This is a genomic window from Chryseobacterium sp. RR2-3-20 (assembly GCF_017808115.1).
Taxonomy (GTDB): Bacteria; Bacteroidota; Bacteroidia; order Flavobacteriales; family Weeksellaceae; genus Chryseobacterium; species Chryseobacterium oryzae.
This window is the reverse complement of the sequence record NZ_JADQBD010000059.1, coordinates 1-17112: the sequence shown is the minus strand read 5'-3', so window position 1 is coordinate 17112 and position 17112 is coordinate 1. Positions and strand designations below refer to the sequence as shown.

Sequence of the window (17112 nt, the reverse complement as noted above, 5' to 3'; positions counted from 1 at the left end):
TTACAACCCTTACAACTATTCAGTTTTTGAATAGATTTATTTTTGACAGAAATATAAACAACCTAAAAATAAATCTCGTTTGATAGTGCACTACGAGTTTATAGTTATTATTTAATTGAATTTTCGTTATTTTGAAAAAAAAGTGAATGAAAGCAGTTTCTAATTTTATAGATGAGTATATCTCGAAGTTACCGGAAGAAAGGCAGGAAGTTTTCCGGAAAATTTTTGTCACCATAGGAGATCATCTACCGAAAGGGTTTGAAGAAAATACCAGCTACGGAATGGTTGGTTGGGGTGTTCCTTTAGAGAAATATCCTTCCGGTTATCACTGTACTCCGGGATTGCCTTTGCCATTTATTTCTTTGGCTTCTCAGAAAAATTTTATTGCAATATATCATATGGGTATCTATGCAAAACCAGAACTTTTAAATTGGTTTACAGAAGAATTTCCAAAATATTCTAAAAGAAAATTAGACATGGGTAAATCTTGTATTCGATTCAAAAAAATGGATGATATTCCTTTTGAACTTATTGCCGAACTTAGTAAAAAAATGACTGCAGATGAATGGATCAGTTTGTATGAAACCAATTATAAAAAATAGAAAAATATTCAGATTTTTTATTTACTGCACTTTTTTTATTCTCTTTTTAGGATGTAAAAATTCTTATTCTTCAAGATTAGAAAATGGAGATTTGTTTTTTGTAACTGCAAAAAGTAACGGACTTTCTGGGGCAATAAATAATGTTACCCAAAAAACTGAAAATGCCTCATTCGATCATGTAGGAATTGTGGAAAAAGAAGGGAAAGATATTTTTGTTCTACATGCAGCACCTAAAGGCGGTTCTCAGAAACAAAAATTGAATGATTTTTTAAAAGAACAGAAAAACGATGGTCAGAAAGTGGTATTATATCGCCTTAAGCCAGAATTTAAAACTGGTATTCCGGAAGCAATAAAACGTGCTAATTCTATGTTGGGAAAGCCATATAATTTCAATTATATTTTAGATGAAAATTCGTATTACTGTTCAGATTTTGTTGAAAGAGCTTTTAGAAATGAACATGTTTTTACTTTAGAACCGATGTCTTTTCTAGATCCTAAAACCGGTAAAACCAATATTTTTTGGGAGAAATTTTATTCAGATAAAAATCTTAAAGTACCCGAAGGAGAGCCTGGTTGTAACCCTAATGGATTGGCTGCATCTGTAAAGATTGAAAGAATAAGAGAATTATAAATGAAAAGGCTGCTTTAAGAATTAATAGCAGCCTTTTGTTTTGAAATTGATAAAATATAGTAAATACTTTGAAGCTTTATTCTCTGTATTCTTTTTTCCATTCATCAGCTACGTCACTCAGCGTATTATAGAAGTCCTCTCCATATTTTCTGGTGATTGGTGTTTTCAGAAACTTATATACCGGAACCTGTAATTCTTTTCCTAAAGTACATGCATCGCTACAAATAGGCCATTCATGATAGTTAAGAGCCGTAAAAGTAGAATATTCTGTTACCCGAATTGGATAAAGATGACAGGAAATTGGTTTTTGCCAGTCTACGGCACCGTCTTCATAGGCTTTTTCAATTCCGCATTTGGTAATTCCGTTTTTATCAAATGTTACATAAGCACATTCAGCACCTTCAATCATTGGAGTTACATACATACCGTCAGATGGGTCAGTGGTCCACGTTCCCTGCTCATCAAGAGCTTGTATACCCGCTTCTGTAAGATAAGGCTTTATTTTGTCGTAAATGTTGTCTAAAATTACAAGCTCGTCTTTGTCTAGTGGTGCTCCCACATCACCTTCCACGCAACAAGCTCCTTTACATTTGTTAAGGTTACATACAAATTCTTCAGAAAAAATATCTTCAGAAATTAATTTATCGTCTATTTGAATCATAATTCTTTGTTTTTAAAATAAATTGAAATGGTTTCCTGCTTTAAAAGCTATTAAACAAAATATAGTAAGCCAGAGGCAAGTTTCTTTCATCCAGTATTTGGGCAAAAATCTCATCATCCTACTCAGAATAATCGCAGAAGGAAATGCAAGAAGCAGAAGATATTCATAATTCTTGTCCATGTATAAAATAATACTAATGAGCTGTGCTAATGAAAATACCAGAAGAAAAGTGTATTTATATCTGCTGACCGGGCTTTTGCTGTTGTAATGTACAAAATGATCGTATACAGAATAAATAAGCATCAGTACAATAGGAATTAGCGGGAATAAAGCAGTATAATCTGTTACGATTTTCATTTTTCCAAACGGTATATAAGCGGTATTCCATTCATTAAAATGAAGAAAAAACATTACAGAAAAGTAGCTGATAGCAATAAGCAACATTCCCAATAGAAATCTGAAAATATTAAGTCCCACTCTTTCGGAAGTTACGATAAGATGAATGAGTACAAAAAAGATCATAGGCCATGTTGTGGGAAGAAACACAAAATTTAGAGCAACAATAGATCCTACCAAAACATAAGATTTTTTACGGATATCTTCATTTGTACTGGTAAGCAGCAGTAGGATAAAAGAGTTGGTAAGCAGGGCAACGGCAATGCCGATATCAAGATTGCCATTGTACAATCCGAAAATAAAAAATGTGTATAAGAAAAGTGGTAGATGAGTTTGATAATTTAATTGTATGGCATTAAAACAAAAATATCCCAATGCAATTCCTACAAAAGTAATTCCTGCGATAATTGCTTCGTATGTGTTGAAATTCAGGATGTTGAATAGTATTACTATAAAAAGAAGAAACCCGATATACACAGGAATTGAAAAAATATTGCTTTCTTTTGAAAGTAATCTAAACATTTTTTATAAATTTGTGCAAAGTTAAATTAAAAAAGGAAAATAATGACGTCTTTCTTTCTATTCTTAAGCAGAGTTTTCAAATGGTCTTTCGGTTTTTACGATACTTTTGGGAATGTATTAAACTGGATTTTGTTTATCGTATGCTGTGTGCTTTTTACGTACTGGTGCTATGTACTTGTGGTAACGCTAGGAGGCGATAAAGACAAAGCCTATTATTCTCCAACAGAAGGTAAGAACCCTTACTACGATCCAAAGATCTACAAAAAAGAAGGTTAATTAATTGGTTATATAAAAAAAGACCGGTCAATTTTATTTGATCGGTCTTTTTTGCTTCTCTAAATTTATATTAATCGTGAATTGGCAATACCAATACAGGAATATTAGAATCTTTAGTAAGCCCTTTGGTAAGACTGCCTACAAAAACATCGTAAATACCGCTTCTTCCGTGGGATCCCATTACGATATATTCTGCATTTTTGGTATCGGCATATTCCAGAATAATATCTTTTGCAATACCTTGTCTAAGGATGTGTTCGCAGTCTACATCCTGAGCAATAATTCTCTGGTTAATCTTGTTAAGCTGTACCAGTTCACCACGAATTTCATTTCCTTCAACTTCCGGAAAGTATTGGTACCCCATATCACCAATGGCAAAACCAATATCAATAGGAGCTACATGAATAAGGCAAATTCTCCCATTCAATTGTTTTGCAAATTTTACAGCACCATCTACAAGCTGGTTTGTTTTGTCCCCAAAATCTACGGGAAGTACAATGTTAGTCATAATCTTTTAATTTGTAATTCTGTCTTTTAAAGATAGCAAAAAAATCACCTTAAAGCAAGATTATTTCTACAAAATTCGGATATCAAGAGTTTTCTCACCTTCAAGATAGGCTTCCAGAATATCATTTTCAGAAACCTTTCCTACACCTTCAGGAGTGCCTGTAAAAATAAGATCTCCTACTCTTAAAGTAAAGTACTGCGAAACAAAAGCAATAATATCATCAATCTTGAAAATCATATCCTTTGAATTTCCGTTCTGTACTTTTTCTCGGTTTTTCAGTAGAGAAAAATTGAGAGATTCCAGGTTATAATTTTCTTTTTTGAAGAAATTTCCCACTACGGCAGAACCGTCAAAACCTTTCGCAAGTTCCCAGGGTAACCCTTTGGTTTTCAGATCGCTTTGCAGATCTCTTGCAGTAAAATCTATTCCCAGACCAATTTCCTCATAATGTTTATGCGCAGCTTCTTTTTGAATGTACTTTCCACCTTTAGAAATTTTCACCACCACTTCCAGCTCGTAATGTACATCGTCTGAAAATTCAGGAATATAAAAATCATTTCCTTTCAAAACTGCTGTATCTGGCTTCATAAAAATAACAGGTTTGTCTGGAATGGCATTTCCAAGTTCTTTTGCATGTTCGCTGTAATTTCTTCCTATGCAGATTATTTTCATAATTTTATTTTTTTACGAGAGAGTAAATAATATATTAAACTCACTCATTTTAATTTTAGTTTTAGGAGCTGTTTCACGCTTTCCGCTGTATCTTTTTTTCGCTCGGACGGCTCCGCTTCGCTCCGCCGCCTCACTCAGAAAAGGATGCCGCTGCAATCGTGGCTATTAAATTCATGATGTTGAAATTTCTCCATCAAATTAAGCTTTACCATTAATGAAATGAAAAGAAAAATATCATCCTTTCATTCTGTATTTAATGTTTAAACTCATTTCCACAGTAATAGCAATGATATAAGTTTTTTGGAAATTTAATTGGAATTCCGATAATCAAAATTCCCAAACCAAAGCCGCCACCCGGTTTTTCATCCTGATAAATATGATTTGAGCCACATTTTGGGCATACAAAATCAAACTCCGGATTTTCAATCGTGTGTTCTACTTCAAGAGCAAAACTTTCGTTTTCCTCATATTCTTTCAGGATTTTCTCTGCCTCATCAAAATCACCTTTAAAAACCTGAAGCTGAATTCCGCCCACAGCCTGAGACAGTAACCAGTCTGACTGAATAAGCTGCTCATTGGCAATAAAACCGTTGATGCCGTTTTCTGCCAGAATCTGCTTATCCCGATTGGCTTGCAATGCATTTTCGTAGAATCTGAACTTTACTAAATCATTCATTTTTTAAAATTTAGCCGTAAGCTGAATTTTCGTGAAAACTTTTTTCGTGTAAAGAGGGAAATCGGCATTCTGAAGCCATCCGTAATATCCAAGATCTTTATTGAAAACTTCTTTTACAGACTGACCTTTATACTTCCCGAAGTTGAAAACCGGAATATTTTTATCATTAACGCCGATAAATCCCGCCAAATCTGCATTTTTATTATGAAAAGTAAATTCACTCAATGCATTAATTTCGTTGGGAATATCGTCATATTTTCCTACCTGTGCATCCAAAACTTCAAAAGTTGCCAAAACATCAGCTTCTGCAGAATGGGCATTTTCTAAGGTTTGTCCGCAATAAAACTGATAGGCAGCTCCCAGATTTCTAGGCTCTTTTTTATGATAAATAGTTTGTGCATCTACCAGTTTGAATTTATTCAGATCAAAATCAAAATCAGCACGAAGCAATTCTTCAGCAAGCAAAGGCACATCGAAACGGTTAGAATTAAAACCACCCAAATCACTTCCGGAAATCATTTCCACAATTTTTGGGGCAATTTCTCTGAAAGTGGGAGCGTCTTTAACATCTTCGTCATAAATTCCGTGAATTTCGCTCGATTCTCTTGGGATGGGCATTTCGGGATTTACTTTCCATGTCTTGCTTTCTCTTGAAGCATCGGGGTTTACTTTTAGAATGCATATTTCAACGATTCTGTCTTTTCCCACGTTGGTTCCTGTAGTTTCAAGATCAAATACGCAGAGAGGTTTATATAGTTTTAAATTCATTTTTTTTAATTTGAAAATTTGAGAATGGGTTAATTTTAAGATGAAATTTTCTGTCTTTTATTTTTTACTTCAGTTGTTTCTGAAATACGATTGAAATAAAAATATAATAAATAATCACTAAAGGAATACCAGCGATTTTAAACAGTGCCAAAATAAGAATTGAGCCGATTAATAATGCTAATTTGGGATAATTATCCTGCAATTTCATCGACTTGAATTTCATTGCTATCATTTTAATAGGCGAAACGAGAAGCCATGAGGATAAAATGGTTAATAGTATAAATGCCGTTTCAAACAGTGCGGAATCAAAAATGCGGGGTGAAGAGCTTTCCTTCAGGAAATAGTAAATCCCAAAAATCAAAATCGTGTTGGAAGGCGTATTCAAACCTTTAAAGTAATATTTCTGCTCTTCATCCAAATTAAAAATTGCTAATCGCAAACAGGAAAAAAGAGTAATGAGAAATCCGAAATATTTAATTTCAAAAGGAAATGGCATTCCGAAAGCTTCACTACCAAAAGGCTCCAGCATTTTAAACATCGCCAATCCCGGGATAAATCCGAAGCTCACCATATCTGCCAAAGAGTCGAGTTGCACACCCAAATTAGAATTAGATTTTAAAGCTCTGGCTACAAAACCATCGAAAAAATCTAACACTAAAGATAGAATAATGCAGATTGCCGTTATTTTATAATCACCTAAAAGTAAATGTACTGCACCTACGCAGCCAGAAAAAAGATTTCCCAGCGTAATGGCGTTGGCGAGATTGTTTTTAATGAAATTCATATTCGCAAAATTACATTTTTTAAAAACTTTAACCTTAATTAATATGGAGGAAAAATGCAGTTCAGTTGAATTTAACTTAAATTTGCACAGCGAAAGAATGTCAGACTTTTTTTGTTTTAAAAGAAGTGGATGATTTTCGTCTTTAAAATAACGATACATTTTAATGAAATTTTTTAAAGAATTCAGAAAAGAGGAAGTCCTGATCTTGTGTTACAGGATTTTTTTAGCATTTATATTTTATCAGATTGCAAGGCTTCTGTTTTGGTTTTTCAATAAGAATTTAATCAAGGTAGAAAGTATTTCAGATTATCTGGGATTGGCTTTTCATGGGACTGCGTTCGATCTTACTGCAATTTTATATGTCAATATTTTATTTATTTTACTGAGTCTTATTCCGCTGGCAATTAATACGAAAAAAAGTTATCAAAAAATTCTATTCTGGCTCTATTTTGTAACGAACGGAATTGCTTATGCAATGAATTTCGGAGATTTTATTTATTATAAGTTTTCTCAGGCAAGATTAACTTCGGCAGCTTTTCAGGTTGCAAAAAATGAAACCAATATTTTTAAAGTTTTCCTTGTTTCTGTAACAGAGCACCCTTTTGTATTGATTTGGTTTATTGTTTTAATGTTTTTATGGGTTTTTCTTTATAAAAAAGTAAAAGTTACCGAAAGAAAACCTGTAAAGTTGGTTCCTTATTTTGTTCTGTCTATCATTACGTTGTGTATTTCTGCGGTTTTAATAGTTGGCGGAATTCGAGGAGATTTTAAGCACAGTACAAGACCAATTAACCTTGTAGATGCCAATAAATTTGTAAAAAATCCTTTACAGGGTAATATTGTTCTGAATTCTACCTTCTCATTTATCAGAACCTTGAATACCAATAACTTTAAAGAAGTTCATTTTGTAGAAGAGAAATTTATTGACGAAAATATTGTTCCCTACAAAACATATCAGAGAGAAGTTGCCCACAAACCCAATATTGTAATTTTTATTGTGGAATCTTTCGGAAGAGAATATTCCGGAGCCTTTAATAAAGATACTAAAATCAAAAATTTTGTGTCTTATACTCCTTTTATCGACAGTCTTGCAAATGAAAGTTTGATTTTCCCCAATGCTTTTGCCAACGGAAGACAGTCAATTCACGGGATGAGCAGTATTTTGGCTGGAGTTCCCAGTTTAACCGATGCCTTTACCAGTTCGCCTTATTCTAACCAGAAAATACAGTCAATTGTTTCGGTCTGCAATGATTTGGGATACGATACTTCCTTTTATCATGGTGCTCCCAACGGTTCGATGGGGTTTTTAGGTTTCGGAAATATCTTAGGATTTAAACATTATTATGGCAAAGATGAATATCATAACGATAAAGATTTTGATGGGATGTGGGCAATATGGGACGAGCCTTTTTTACAGTATTTCGCAAAAAATGTAGGGAAAACAACTCCATTTATGGCTACCGTTTTCACGGCATCTTCTCATCATCCTTTCAAAATTCCTGAAAAATATAACGGAAAATTCAAAAAAGGAACTGTAGAAATACACGAGCCAATGCAATACACCGATTATTCTATTAAAAAATATTTTGAAACTGCGAGAAAACAGCCGTGGTTCAATAACACTATTTTTGTATTCACGGGAGATCATACCAATCAGATTGCTTATCCTGAGTATGAAAAAGCAATGAACCGTTTTGCTGTGCCATTAATGTTTTACAGTCCTAATCCGGCTTATCATCTTAAAGGAGTGGATGAAGAATTGGCTCAACAGATTGATATTTACCCGACTTTGGCAGATTTAATTGGATATAATAAAAAAATAAGAAGCTGGGGCAGAAGTTTGGTAAGCGAAAAGCAATATCAACCGCTTATTGTAAACTCTGATGGTTCTTCCGAACAGTTTATCATTGGAAATTATATGTACAGATTCGATGGTAAAAATATTACAGGAATTTATTCTAAAGAAGATTTAGGCTTCGAAAATAATCTGATTAATAAGCTTAAAAATCCTGAAATTGAAAAAGGAGAAAAGCTCGCAAAAGCCTGGTATCAGGATTATATGAACAGAGTGATTAATAGAAAACTTAATTAGTGTTTAAAGAATGTTTAAAAATAAATAGATCGTAAAGTGTTAGTATTTATGCTTTAAATAGCAAAAATGTTGGTCTGTTTAAAATTAATTTATATTTTTAACTCAGTTAACAATCGGTTAATATATAACAAAATTAAACTTTATAATATGAAAAAATTACTGTTCACAATCGCATTTTCTCTTTTCGGAGTACTATCTTTTGCACAAATTGAAGGAAAATGGAAAACCATAGATGATGAAACAAAACAGGCAAAATCTATTGTAGAAATCTATAAAAAATCTGATGGAAAATATTATGGTAAGGTTTCTCAGCTATTAATAAAAACAGGTGATCCAAATTGTACATCTTGTAAAGACGACAGAAAAGGAAAGCCTATCTTAGGGATGGAAGTTATTAGAGGACTGAAAAAAGACGGAGAAGAATTTACCGGAGGAACAATTACAGATCCTAAAACTGGTAAAATTTATAAGTGTACCATTACAAAAAGCGGGGATAATCTTAATGTTAGAGGTTATATTGGTTTATCTTTAATCGGTAGAACTCAAGTTTGGCAGAAGGTTAAATAAATATTTCTTCAACAATACTTTAAAAACGGCATTTTTCAGGAAATGCCGTTTTTATTTTGAAATATGTCTTTATAAGTAAAGAATTTTTATTCAAATTAAAACTAATACGGCAATGCTTGTTAATACGATGTCTTTTTTGTTATGTAAATAATAAAAAAATACTATTTTTGTACTCTAAATTTTTCAAATAACTATGGCAGAATATACTTTTCGTGAGGTAATTGCACAGGCAATGAGCGAGGAAATGCGTAAAGACGAATCTATTTTTCTAATGGGAGAAGAAGTAGCAGAATATAATGGTGCTTACAAAGCTTCTAAAGGAATGTTGGACGAGTTTGGTGATAAACGTGTAATCGATACACCTATTGCAGAGCTTGGTTTTACAGGTATTGCTGTTGGTGCTGCAATGAATGGTAACAGACCGATTGTAGAGTATATGACGTTTAACTTTGCACTTGTAGGAATCGATCAGATTATAAACAATGCTGCAAAAATCCGTCAGATGAGTGGTGGTCAATGGAACTGTCCGATTGTTTTCCGTGGTCCTACAGCTTCTGCAGGTCAGTTGGGTGCAACGCACTCTCAGGCTTTTGAAAATTGGTATGCAAACATTCCAGGTCTTAAAGTAGTAGTTCCTTCAAACCCTTATGATGCGAAAGGATTATTAAAAACAGCTATTCAGGATAACGATCCGGTAATTTTCATGGAATCTGAACAGATGTATGGAGATAAAATGGAAATTCCTGAAGAAGAATACTATTTACCAATCGGGAAAGCAGATGTTAAAAGAGAAGGTACAGATGTAACGTTGGTTTCTTTCGGTAAAATTATGAAATTGGCGATGCAGGCTGCAGAAGATATGGCAAAAGAAGGTATTTCTGTTGAAGTTATCGATTTAAGAACGGTTCGTCCTTTAGATTTTGATACTGTTTTAGCTTCAGTAAAAAAGACCAACAGACTGGTAATTCTTGAAGAAGCTTGGCCTTTTGGATGTGTATCCTCAGAAATTACTTATATGGTGCAGCAAAAAGCATTCGACTATCTGGATGCTCCTATCAAGAGAATTACTACTCCGGATGCGCCGGCTCCATATTCTGCGGTATTGTTTGCAGAATGGTTCCCGAAATTGGAAAAAGTAAAAGAGGAAATAAAGAAAGCAATGTACGTAAAGTAATTTGCAAAATAATTTTGACGTAATTATAGAAAAAAACTTCCGAAAGGAAGTTTTTTCATTTATACTATTCATAACTAATGTGTTGAGGATTCGTTATTTTGATATAAATTTGCGCCTTAAAATAATCAGCTGAAATGGCAGAAGTTACAGAAGGAGGTCATCATTTTGACCTGAAAAAACTTTCATTTGTAGGAGTTCTTGTTTCTTTAGGAATCGTTTTTGGAGATATTGGTACATCACCGCTCTATGTAATGAAAGCGATTGTAAATGCAAGGCAAGTTGGCGCTACCATGCCGTTTGATGAGTACATAGAAGGTGCGCTTTCCTGTATTATATGGACTCTTACTCTTCAGACAACTTTAAAATATGTAATTATAGCACTTCGTGCAGACAATAAAGGTGAAGGCGGGATTTTAGCTCTGTTTTCGCTCATTAAAAATCTGAAAAAACGATGGCTTTACCTCATTGCTATTATCGGAGCATCGGCTTTGGTTGCAGATGGGGTCATTACTCCGTCACTTACTGTAATGTCAGCAATTGAAGGTTTAGAAATTTACAATCCACATACACCGGTTGTACCCATTACGTGTGCTATTTTAATTGTAATCTTTGTCGTTCAACAGTTCGGAACATCCTTTATAGGGAAGTTTTTTGGTCCTGTAATGGTAATTTGGTTCTTGGTTTTGGGGATTTTAGGGGTTTTGCATCTGGTGCAGGATTTTTCTATTTTAAAATCTTTCAATCCTTATTATGCTTATAAACTGATTGTTAACTCTCCAAGTGCAATTATTATCTTGGGGGCGGTTTTTCTATGTACAACAGGAGCGGAAGCTTTATATTCCGACCTTGGTCATTGTGGTGCAAAAAACATACGCGTAAGTTGGGTTTTCGTTAAATTAATGCTTATCTTAAATTATTTAGGACAAGGAGCTTGGTTATTGAAAAATTACGAAACTGTACAAGGAAATGGGGTAAATCCTTTTTTTGGAATTATGCCGGAATGGATGATTCTTCCTGGAGTTGTATTGGCAACAGCTGCGGCAATTATTGCTTCTCAGGCATTAATTACAGGTTCTTTTACTATTTTCTCTGAAGCGATGTCTCTTAATTTATGGCCAAACCAAAAAATTGATTATCCTTCTGGTGTAAAAGGGCAAATGTACATTTCAAGAATAAACTGGGGATTGCTGCTATTCTGCATCATCGTTGTGTTGTATTTTAAAGAATCTCATAAGATGGAAGCTGCTTACGGTCTTTCAATAACAGTTACCATGTTTATGACTACCATTTTACTTACATTCTGGTTGCTGAAGAAAAGAGTAAATAAACTTATTGTTTTAAGTTTCTTTTTAATGTACGGTGCAATTGAATTAGGTTTCTTTAGTGCAAATATTATTAAATTCTTCGATGGAGGTTGGATTACGGTGGTACTTGCAGGCTTTATAGGAATTTGCATGTACTCATGGTACAATGGAAGACAGATAAAAGCGAAGTTTATTAATTTCGTTAAAATAAGTAAATATGTTTCTATCATTAAAGACATGAAGCTTGATGAGACCATACCAAAATACTGTACTAATCTTGCCTATTTAAGCAGAGCAAAATACAATGATGAGATTGAGTCTAAAATCATTTATTCGATCATTAAAAAGCAGCCTAAAAGAGCAGATCATTATTTCATATTAAGCATAATCAATCAGGAAGATCCTTATACTTTTAAATACAGTGTAGAGGAAATTCTGCCGGGAACTATCTATAAAGTCAATTTCCTTTTAGGATTTAAAGTTGACAGAAGAATCAATGATTATTTCAATATGGTTCTGAAGGATTTAATGGCGGAAGGCACAATTCCTTCAAGAAGTAGCCACCCATCATTAAGAGCGCATAATATTCCGCCAGATTTGAAATATGTTGTTATAGATAATACGTATATTAACGATATACTTTTAACTGTAAAACAGAAAGTTACTTTAAGTTTATATAATTTTGTGAAGTACATCGGAAGTGATGATTTTAAAGCTTGGGGAGTTACCATGCACAATGTAGTAGTAGAATCTGCACCACTTACGGAAGAAACAATTCCTGTCAAAAGAATAGAACAGGTATAATCTTAATAGTCGCAGAATTTAAATACACACTCTACACTCTCAGAAGTGGTATATTTTATTTAAATAAAAATCGATAAATTTGTAGTATAAATTTTTTAATGGATACTTTACAAAAAGAAAAAAATATAACGCTGATAAAGGAAGTTTTACGCAATTACCTTTTGGAAAAAGGTTTTCGTAACACACCGGAAAGATATACGATTTTAGAAGAAATTTACAATATGGATCATCACTTCAATGTGGATGATCTGTATCTTCTGATGATGCAGAAAAAATATCATGTATCTAAAGCAACTATTTACAATACAATAGAAATTTTCCTTGATGCAGGTCTTATTCGTAAGCACCAGTTTGGTGAAAAAACCCTTACATCTTCATCATACGAAAAATCTTACTTCGATAAACAACACGATCATTTGGTGATTTATAAGAAAGATTCGGATAAGGAAATCGAAGAAATTATAGAATTTTGCGATCCAAGAATTCAGGGGATTAAAGAAGCGATAGAAGCTGCTTTTGGTGTGAAAATTGATTCTCATTCGCTGTATTTTTACGGTACAAAGAATGACTAATTAATGAGAGTTTACCTTTTCTTTTTTTTGCTGATTTTCTCGGCAGCAATAGCACAGAATACACCTGTGAAGCGAGATCCTTATTTGCAGAATCCGGTAAAAAATCAGCCGCCTAAAAATAATCCGGATAACAAAATCCGAATCATCAACGCCGATGAAATTAAAAAAGATACAAAATACGACGGAAACCAATATTTTTTAGGAAATGTTCAGCTAGAACATCAGGGATCAATTCTATATGCAGATGAAGTGGTCTTTTACGAAGAAGAAAACTTTGTAAAAGCCATTGGGAATACCAAACTTCAGAATTCTGATGGTTCTGTTATTACCGCTTCCGAAATGGAATACGACGGAAACTCCCAAAAAGGAGTTGCCCGAAAAAATGTTGTGCTTACAGATCCTAAAGGAACTGTAATTAAAACACAGACAATGTATTACGACAGGATGGCAAATCAGGCATATTTCAATACCGGAGGAACCATCAATGACGGGAAAAGTATTACGTACACTAAATCGGCAACGTATTATCTTTCAACAAGAGTTGTAGATCTTTCTGGAGATGTAAAAATTGTCGATAACGATTATACATTAGAAGGGAGAAATGTAGTTCAGAACCAGAATACAGGTATTGTCGATATTAATGGTTACACAGTTATCACCAACAACAAAAATCCTAAAAACAGAATTGTAACCGAGAAAGGAACGCATAATCTTAATACCAAAGAATCTTTTCTTACCAAAAACTCTAAGATTTTTTATAATGATAAAATTCTTACCGGAGACGAAATTTATTATAACCAGCTTACGGGATTCGGAAAAGCCACTGGAAATGTTACCATTGATGATCCTTTAGAAAAAAGATATATGAAAGGCGGATATGGAGAAATTTTCGAGAAGAAAGATTCTGCTATGATGACGAAAAGTCCCTATGCCGTAAAAATTTTAGAAAAAGATTCTATTTATTTTGCGGCAGAAAAAATTCTTTCCTATCAACGTCCCGATTCTGCAGATATTAAGAAAAAGAAAAATTTTCTGCGTGCATTCCGCAAGGCAAGAGTATATAAATCTAATACTCAGGGAAGAGCAGATTCTATTGCTTTCAACGAAACCGATGGTGTTTTTCACATGTTTAGAGATCCTATTCTCTGGAGTGGAGAAAAACAGGTGACGGGCGATAAAATTGAAGCATATTTAAATACCGTTACCGAAAATATAGATTCCCTTAAAGTATTAGGGAATGCTTTAGCCATCAGTAAAGTAGATTCTCTCACACTTGTAGACGAATTTAATCAGGTAAAAGGTAAGCTGATGACGGTTTACTACGAAGGTAAGGATATTAAAGAGATTAAAGTTATTGGGAATGCTCAGGCAATTACTTTTGCAGACGAAGAAAATAAAACTACTAAAAAACCGGAAAGAATTGGGATAACACTCACTTCTTGCGGAATTATTGGTGCATTTTTCGAAGAAAAAAAGTTGCAGATTATTTCTTGCAGTATTGGTGCTACCGCAACTACTTATCCCATGAGTAAAATAGAACCAGAAAAAAGAAAATTTCCCGATTTTAACTGGAATACAAAAGACAGAATCAGGAAATGGCAGGATATTTTGGTTGACACTCCCAATTACGAAGAGATTAAATACGAATCTGCCGATACACTCTTTAATCAGGCTCAGGAAATTATAGATAAGCAGAAAGCTGCAGAAGAAGCTAAGAAACCTAAGAGAGTAAGAAGATAAAACTAATAAATCAACCGATTTGGTCATTAGTAAAAAAACGTCCGCATCTTTGCGCAAAAAGATGCGGACGTTTGATTAAAAGATGCGGACGTTTTATGCAAAACCTCAGTACCTTTTTATAAGGTAATTGAATGGTATAAAAAAATCATCCGCATCAACTTCAAAAGTTATACGGATGAATTATACAATTGATGCGGATAAATTGATAAACTCATTCGCATGATTTTTTTTAGCCTTTGGTTACTTCTTCAAAAGCTTCTCTATCAGTTTGCTTTGATTTTCCATAAGCTTTGAAATCTGCTCTTGATTTTTCAAAATACTTTGTAACAATTCTGGTGATTGAATATTTACTGTTGAATCTTTAGGGTAAACGATGTTTGAGTTTTCAAAAGTATTATTTGAAATAATTACGTTACCTTCATTTGCAAATAAATCTTGTATTTCTATTTCAAAAGCCTCTGCAATTTTCCCTAAGTTATCTAAACTAGGTTTTGTTTGATCTGTTTCCCATTTGTTATATGCTGGTTGAGAAACATCCAATTTATAAGCAACATCAGCCTGAGACCAGTTTTTATTTTGTCTTAGCTGCTTCAGTTTTGTTCCTAAACTCATTGAATATTTTTTACAAATATAAAATAATTTATATTGATAACTAAAGGTTATAAAATTATAACTGGGGGTTGTTGGTTTGATATAAAACAGTTTCTATTTTTGGAAAATAGCAATCATATTGCTGTGATTGATGAAAAAATTATATATTTAACAACTTCAAAAACAAAATGACTATGAAGAAAAACTTATTTCTCAGGCTCTGCCTGATGACGATAGCTTTGCTGTCTCTTAATTCCTGTAGGCAAGAAGACCTCTACGAGCAAGGCACAAAACCGCAAGGCAAAGACCAATATAAGGTTTACATGATGAACAGGAAGCAGATAACCTCAGATTTTGCCCTCTTCGACAAAGTTGCCAGACTACAAAATTTATTTACCGAGAGAAAAAACCTGAACGCAAGAAGCGTACAAGATTCTGTATTAGACGGCGGTGTGGTAAAAATAGATAAGGTATTGGTAGTAGAAAACCAAAGCGGACAAAAAACCTACACCTTCCCTCTGAAAAGAACCTTTTCCACTTCCACCATCGAGAATTTGGTGCTGAAAAGAAATACAGACAGTACATTTTCAGGAGTCTTGCTACAGTATGATCTTTCGGCTAGGGAAAAAGACCTCTTCAATAATTGGCATTCTGTAGATCTTAAAAGTAAAACCAAAATCTATGACATCAACAATCTGAGCATTGCTACTACGGCAAGAGTACAGTCTGCATATTTCGGGTGCTTTGTGATGTCTTACGAAGACGGTCTCTGTGCATCTACCCAGCATGGATATGGTGATACCAGTTGTGATTATCTTACAAATGGGCAGACACAAAACCAGGCACAGCCTCCAAGAATCTTGTCAATAACGTCTTTACCGGGATGTGGTAACGGAGGTGATTTGGGATCTACTAACACACCGCCACCAGACACAGGATTTTCGCCGGGAGGTGGAGATACCAATACGATGATGTTTGATGATTATGATCTTACCTACCACAATGGCGACATTACAGACCCCGATTTTCAGTTTTGGTACAAGGTAAACCAGTTTATACAGGCACAGCCGCAGAATGTACAGAGCCTGAATGCAGAATATCACTATGTATTCTACTTCATCCACACTTATTTTAAGCTGAATGGCGGTCTTACCGATGCCAACAAGATATTTGTAGCAGATCGTTTGCAAAAGATTGCCACTTGGTACTATGATCCCACTACGGGAAATCATCTAGATTACGAGCAGAAGAAAAGCATTGCGATATGGAGTGTGAAACACCTGCTGGAGAACCCAGACCTCTCTTGGGAGGATTATAAAAACCAGTTTTTAGATTATACTAATATAAAAATTGATTCATCACTTACAAATACAAAAACTAAATGTGTTTTACAAAAAATGTCAGGTGATATAAACTTAGGAGATAATAAAATAACGCTTACAGCAGATGCTACAAATGATAATTTATTTCAAAAAATGTTACGAAAATTTGATGGTAATAACATGCCTTCCTTAAATTTTGAAATAAAATCATCTCTTCAAGTTAATGAATGGGGTATAACTAAAGGTACAAATAGTAATTCATACAATATTATCATTAATCAAGATATTGAAAACCAATCAAATTTGTTGAAGACTGTTATACTATCACATGAACTTATACATGCCTTCATGTTTTGTAATCTTCCCCAAAAACTGGATCATTTAAAATTATAGTTTTTAAATTTGGAAGAGAATGAAACAGAGTAAATTTACAGAAGTTCAGATCATCAA

The 17112-nt window shown here is 33.8% G+C and carries 18 protein-coding genes; 10 read left to right on the top strand and 8 right to left on the bottom strand.

Going from position 1 to position 17112, the window contains the following annotated elements:
* The first annotated feature begins 146 nt into the window (after nucleotides 1-146).
* Nucleotides 147-602 (top strand): DUF1801 domain-containing protein, encoded by a 456-nt coding sequence (locus IV513_RS12235; RefSeq protein ID WP_209390851.1) that lies wholly within the window; start codon nucleotides 147-149, stop codon nucleotides 600-602.
* Nucleotides 562-1233, top strand: a complete 672-nt coding sequence (locus IV513_RS12230) for a YiiX/YebB-like N1pC/P60 family cysteine hydrolase (RefSeq protein ID WP_209390850.1) — start codon at nucleotides 562-564, stop codon at nucleotides 1231-1233. The genes IV513_RS12235 and IV513_RS12230 overlap by 41 nt, the downstream gene beginning before the upstream one ends.
* 76 nt (nucleotides 1234-1309) lie before the next feature.
* Here the strand turns inward: IV513_RS12230 and IV513_RS12225 are convergent, their stop codons facing one another.
* Both IV513_RS12225 and IV513_RS12220 read right to left on the bottom strand, forming a co-directional pair.
* Nucleotides 1310-1894, bottom strand: a complete 585-nt coding sequence (locus tag IV513_RS12225; protein ID WP_209390849.1) for a DUF3109 family protein — start codon at nucleotides 1892-1894, stop codon at nucleotides 1310-1312.
* 12 nt (nucleotides 1895-1906) lie between these two features.
* Nucleotides 1907-2812, bottom strand: coding sequence for a DUF6427 family protein (locus IV513_RS12220; RefSeq protein ID WP_209390848.1), 906 nt, complete (start codon nucleotides 2810-2812; stop codon nucleotides 1907-1909).
* Between the two features lie 42 nt (nucleotides 2813-2854).
* Here IV513_RS12220 and IV513_RS12215 point away from each other — a divergent pair, with 42 nt between their 5' ends.
* A complete protein-coding gene (locus tag IV513_RS12215) occupies nucleotides 2855-3088 on the top strand; it encodes a hypothetical protein (protein ID WP_209390847.1) in 234 nt (77 codons plus the stop codon).
* Nucleotides 3089-3158: 70 nt separating this feature from the next.
* Here IV513_RS12215 and IV513_RS12210 read toward each other — a convergent pair whose 3' ends face one another.
* The 5 genes from IV513_RS12210 to IV513_RS12190 all read right to left on the bottom strand — a co-directional run bounded on the left by IV513_RS12210 (nucleotide 3159) and on the right by IV513_RS12190 (nucleotide 6496).
* Nucleotides 3159-3596, bottom strand: coding sequence for a universal stress protein (locus IV513_RS12210; protein WP_209390846.1), 438 nt, complete (start codon nucleotides 3594-3596; stop codon nucleotides 3159-3161).
* 66 nt (nucleotides 3597-3662) lie between these two features.
* Nucleotides 3663-4268, bottom strand: a complete 606-nt coding sequence (locus IV513_RS12205) for a fumarylacetoacetate hydrolase family protein (RefSeq protein WP_209390845.1) — start codon at nucleotides 4266-4268, stop codon at nucleotides 3663-3665.
* A 253-nt stretch (nucleotides 4269-4521) separates the two neighbouring features.
* On the bottom strand, nucleotides 4522-4944 hold the full coding sequence (locus IV513_RS12200) for a DUF2007 domain-containing protein (RefSeq protein WP_209390844.1): 423 nt from the start codon (nucleotides 4942-4944) through the stop codon (nucleotides 4522-4524).
* Between the two features lie 3 nt (nucleotides 4945-4947).
* Nucleotides 4948-5712 (bottom strand): 3'-5' exonuclease, encoded by a 765-nt coding sequence (locus tag IV513_RS12195; RefSeq protein ID WP_209390843.1) that lies wholly within the window; start codon nucleotides 5710-5712, stop codon nucleotides 4948-4950.
* Between the two features lie 64 nt (nucleotides 5713-5776).
* Complete coding sequence (locus IV513_RS12190; RefSeq protein WP_209390842.1) at nucleotides 5777-6496, bottom strand: phosphatidylcholine/phosphatidylserine synthase; 720 nt, start codon at nucleotides 6494-6496, stop codon at nucleotides 5777-5779.
* A 163-nt stretch (nucleotides 6497-6659) separates the two neighbouring features.
* On the opposite strand from IV513_RS12190, the gene IV513_RS12185 reads away from it, so the two are divergent.
* The 6 genes from IV513_RS12185 (at nucleotide 6660) to IV513_RS12160 (ending at nucleotide 14749) form a co-directional block, all read left to right on the top strand.
* A complete protein-coding gene (locus IV513_RS12185) occupies nucleotides 6660-8588 on the top strand; it encodes an LTA synthase family protein (RefSeq protein ID WP_209390841.1) in 1929 nt (642 codons plus the stop codon).
* A 147-nt stretch (nucleotides 8589-8735) separates the two neighbouring features.
* On the top strand, nucleotides 8736-9155 hold the full coding sequence (locus tag IV513_RS12180; RefSeq protein WP_209390840.1) for a DUF2147 domain-containing protein: 420 nt from the start codon (nucleotides 8736-8738) through the stop codon (nucleotides 9153-9155).
* Between the two features lie 193 nt (nucleotides 9156-9348).
* Nucleotides 9349-10329, top strand: a complete 981-nt coding sequence (locus tag IV513_RS12175) for a pyruvate dehydrogenase complex E1 component subunit beta (RefSeq protein ID WP_209390839.1) — start codon at nucleotides 9349-9351, stop codon at nucleotides 10327-10329.
* A gap of 134 nt (nucleotides 10330-10463) precedes the next feature.
* Nucleotides 10464-12437, top strand: a complete 1974-nt coding sequence (locus IV513_RS12170; protein WP_209390838.1) for a KUP/HAK/KT family potassium transporter — start codon at nucleotides 10464-10466, stop codon at nucleotides 12435-12437.
* A 98-nt stretch (nucleotides 12438-12535) separates the two neighbouring features.
* Entirely contained in the window at nucleotides 12536-13009 is a 474-nt protein-coding gene (locus IV513_RS12165; protein ID WP_209390837.1) for a Fur family transcriptional regulator, read from the top strand.
* 3 nt (nucleotides 13010-13012) lie between these two features.
* Nucleotides 13013-14749, top strand: coding sequence for an OstA-like protein (locus IV513_RS12160; protein WP_209390836.1), 1737 nt, complete (start codon nucleotides 13013-13015; stop codon nucleotides 14747-14749).
* A gap of 240 nt (nucleotides 14750-14989) precedes the next feature.
* Here IV513_RS12160 and IV513_RS12155 read toward each other — a convergent pair whose 3' ends face one another.
* A complete protein-coding gene (locus IV513_RS12155) occupies nucleotides 14990-15361 on the bottom strand; it encodes a helix-turn-helix domain-containing protein (protein WP_209390835.1) in 372 nt (123 codons plus the stop codon).
* Between the two features lie 173 nt (nucleotides 15362-15534).
* On the opposite strand from IV513_RS12155, the gene IV513_RS12150 reads away from it, so the two are divergent.
* Nucleotides 15535-17055 (top strand): hypothetical protein, encoded by a 1521-nt coding sequence (locus tag IV513_RS12150; protein WP_209390834.1) that lies wholly within the window; start codon nucleotides 15535-15537, stop codon nucleotides 17053-17055.
* Nucleotides 17056-17112: the final 57 nt, after the last annotated feature.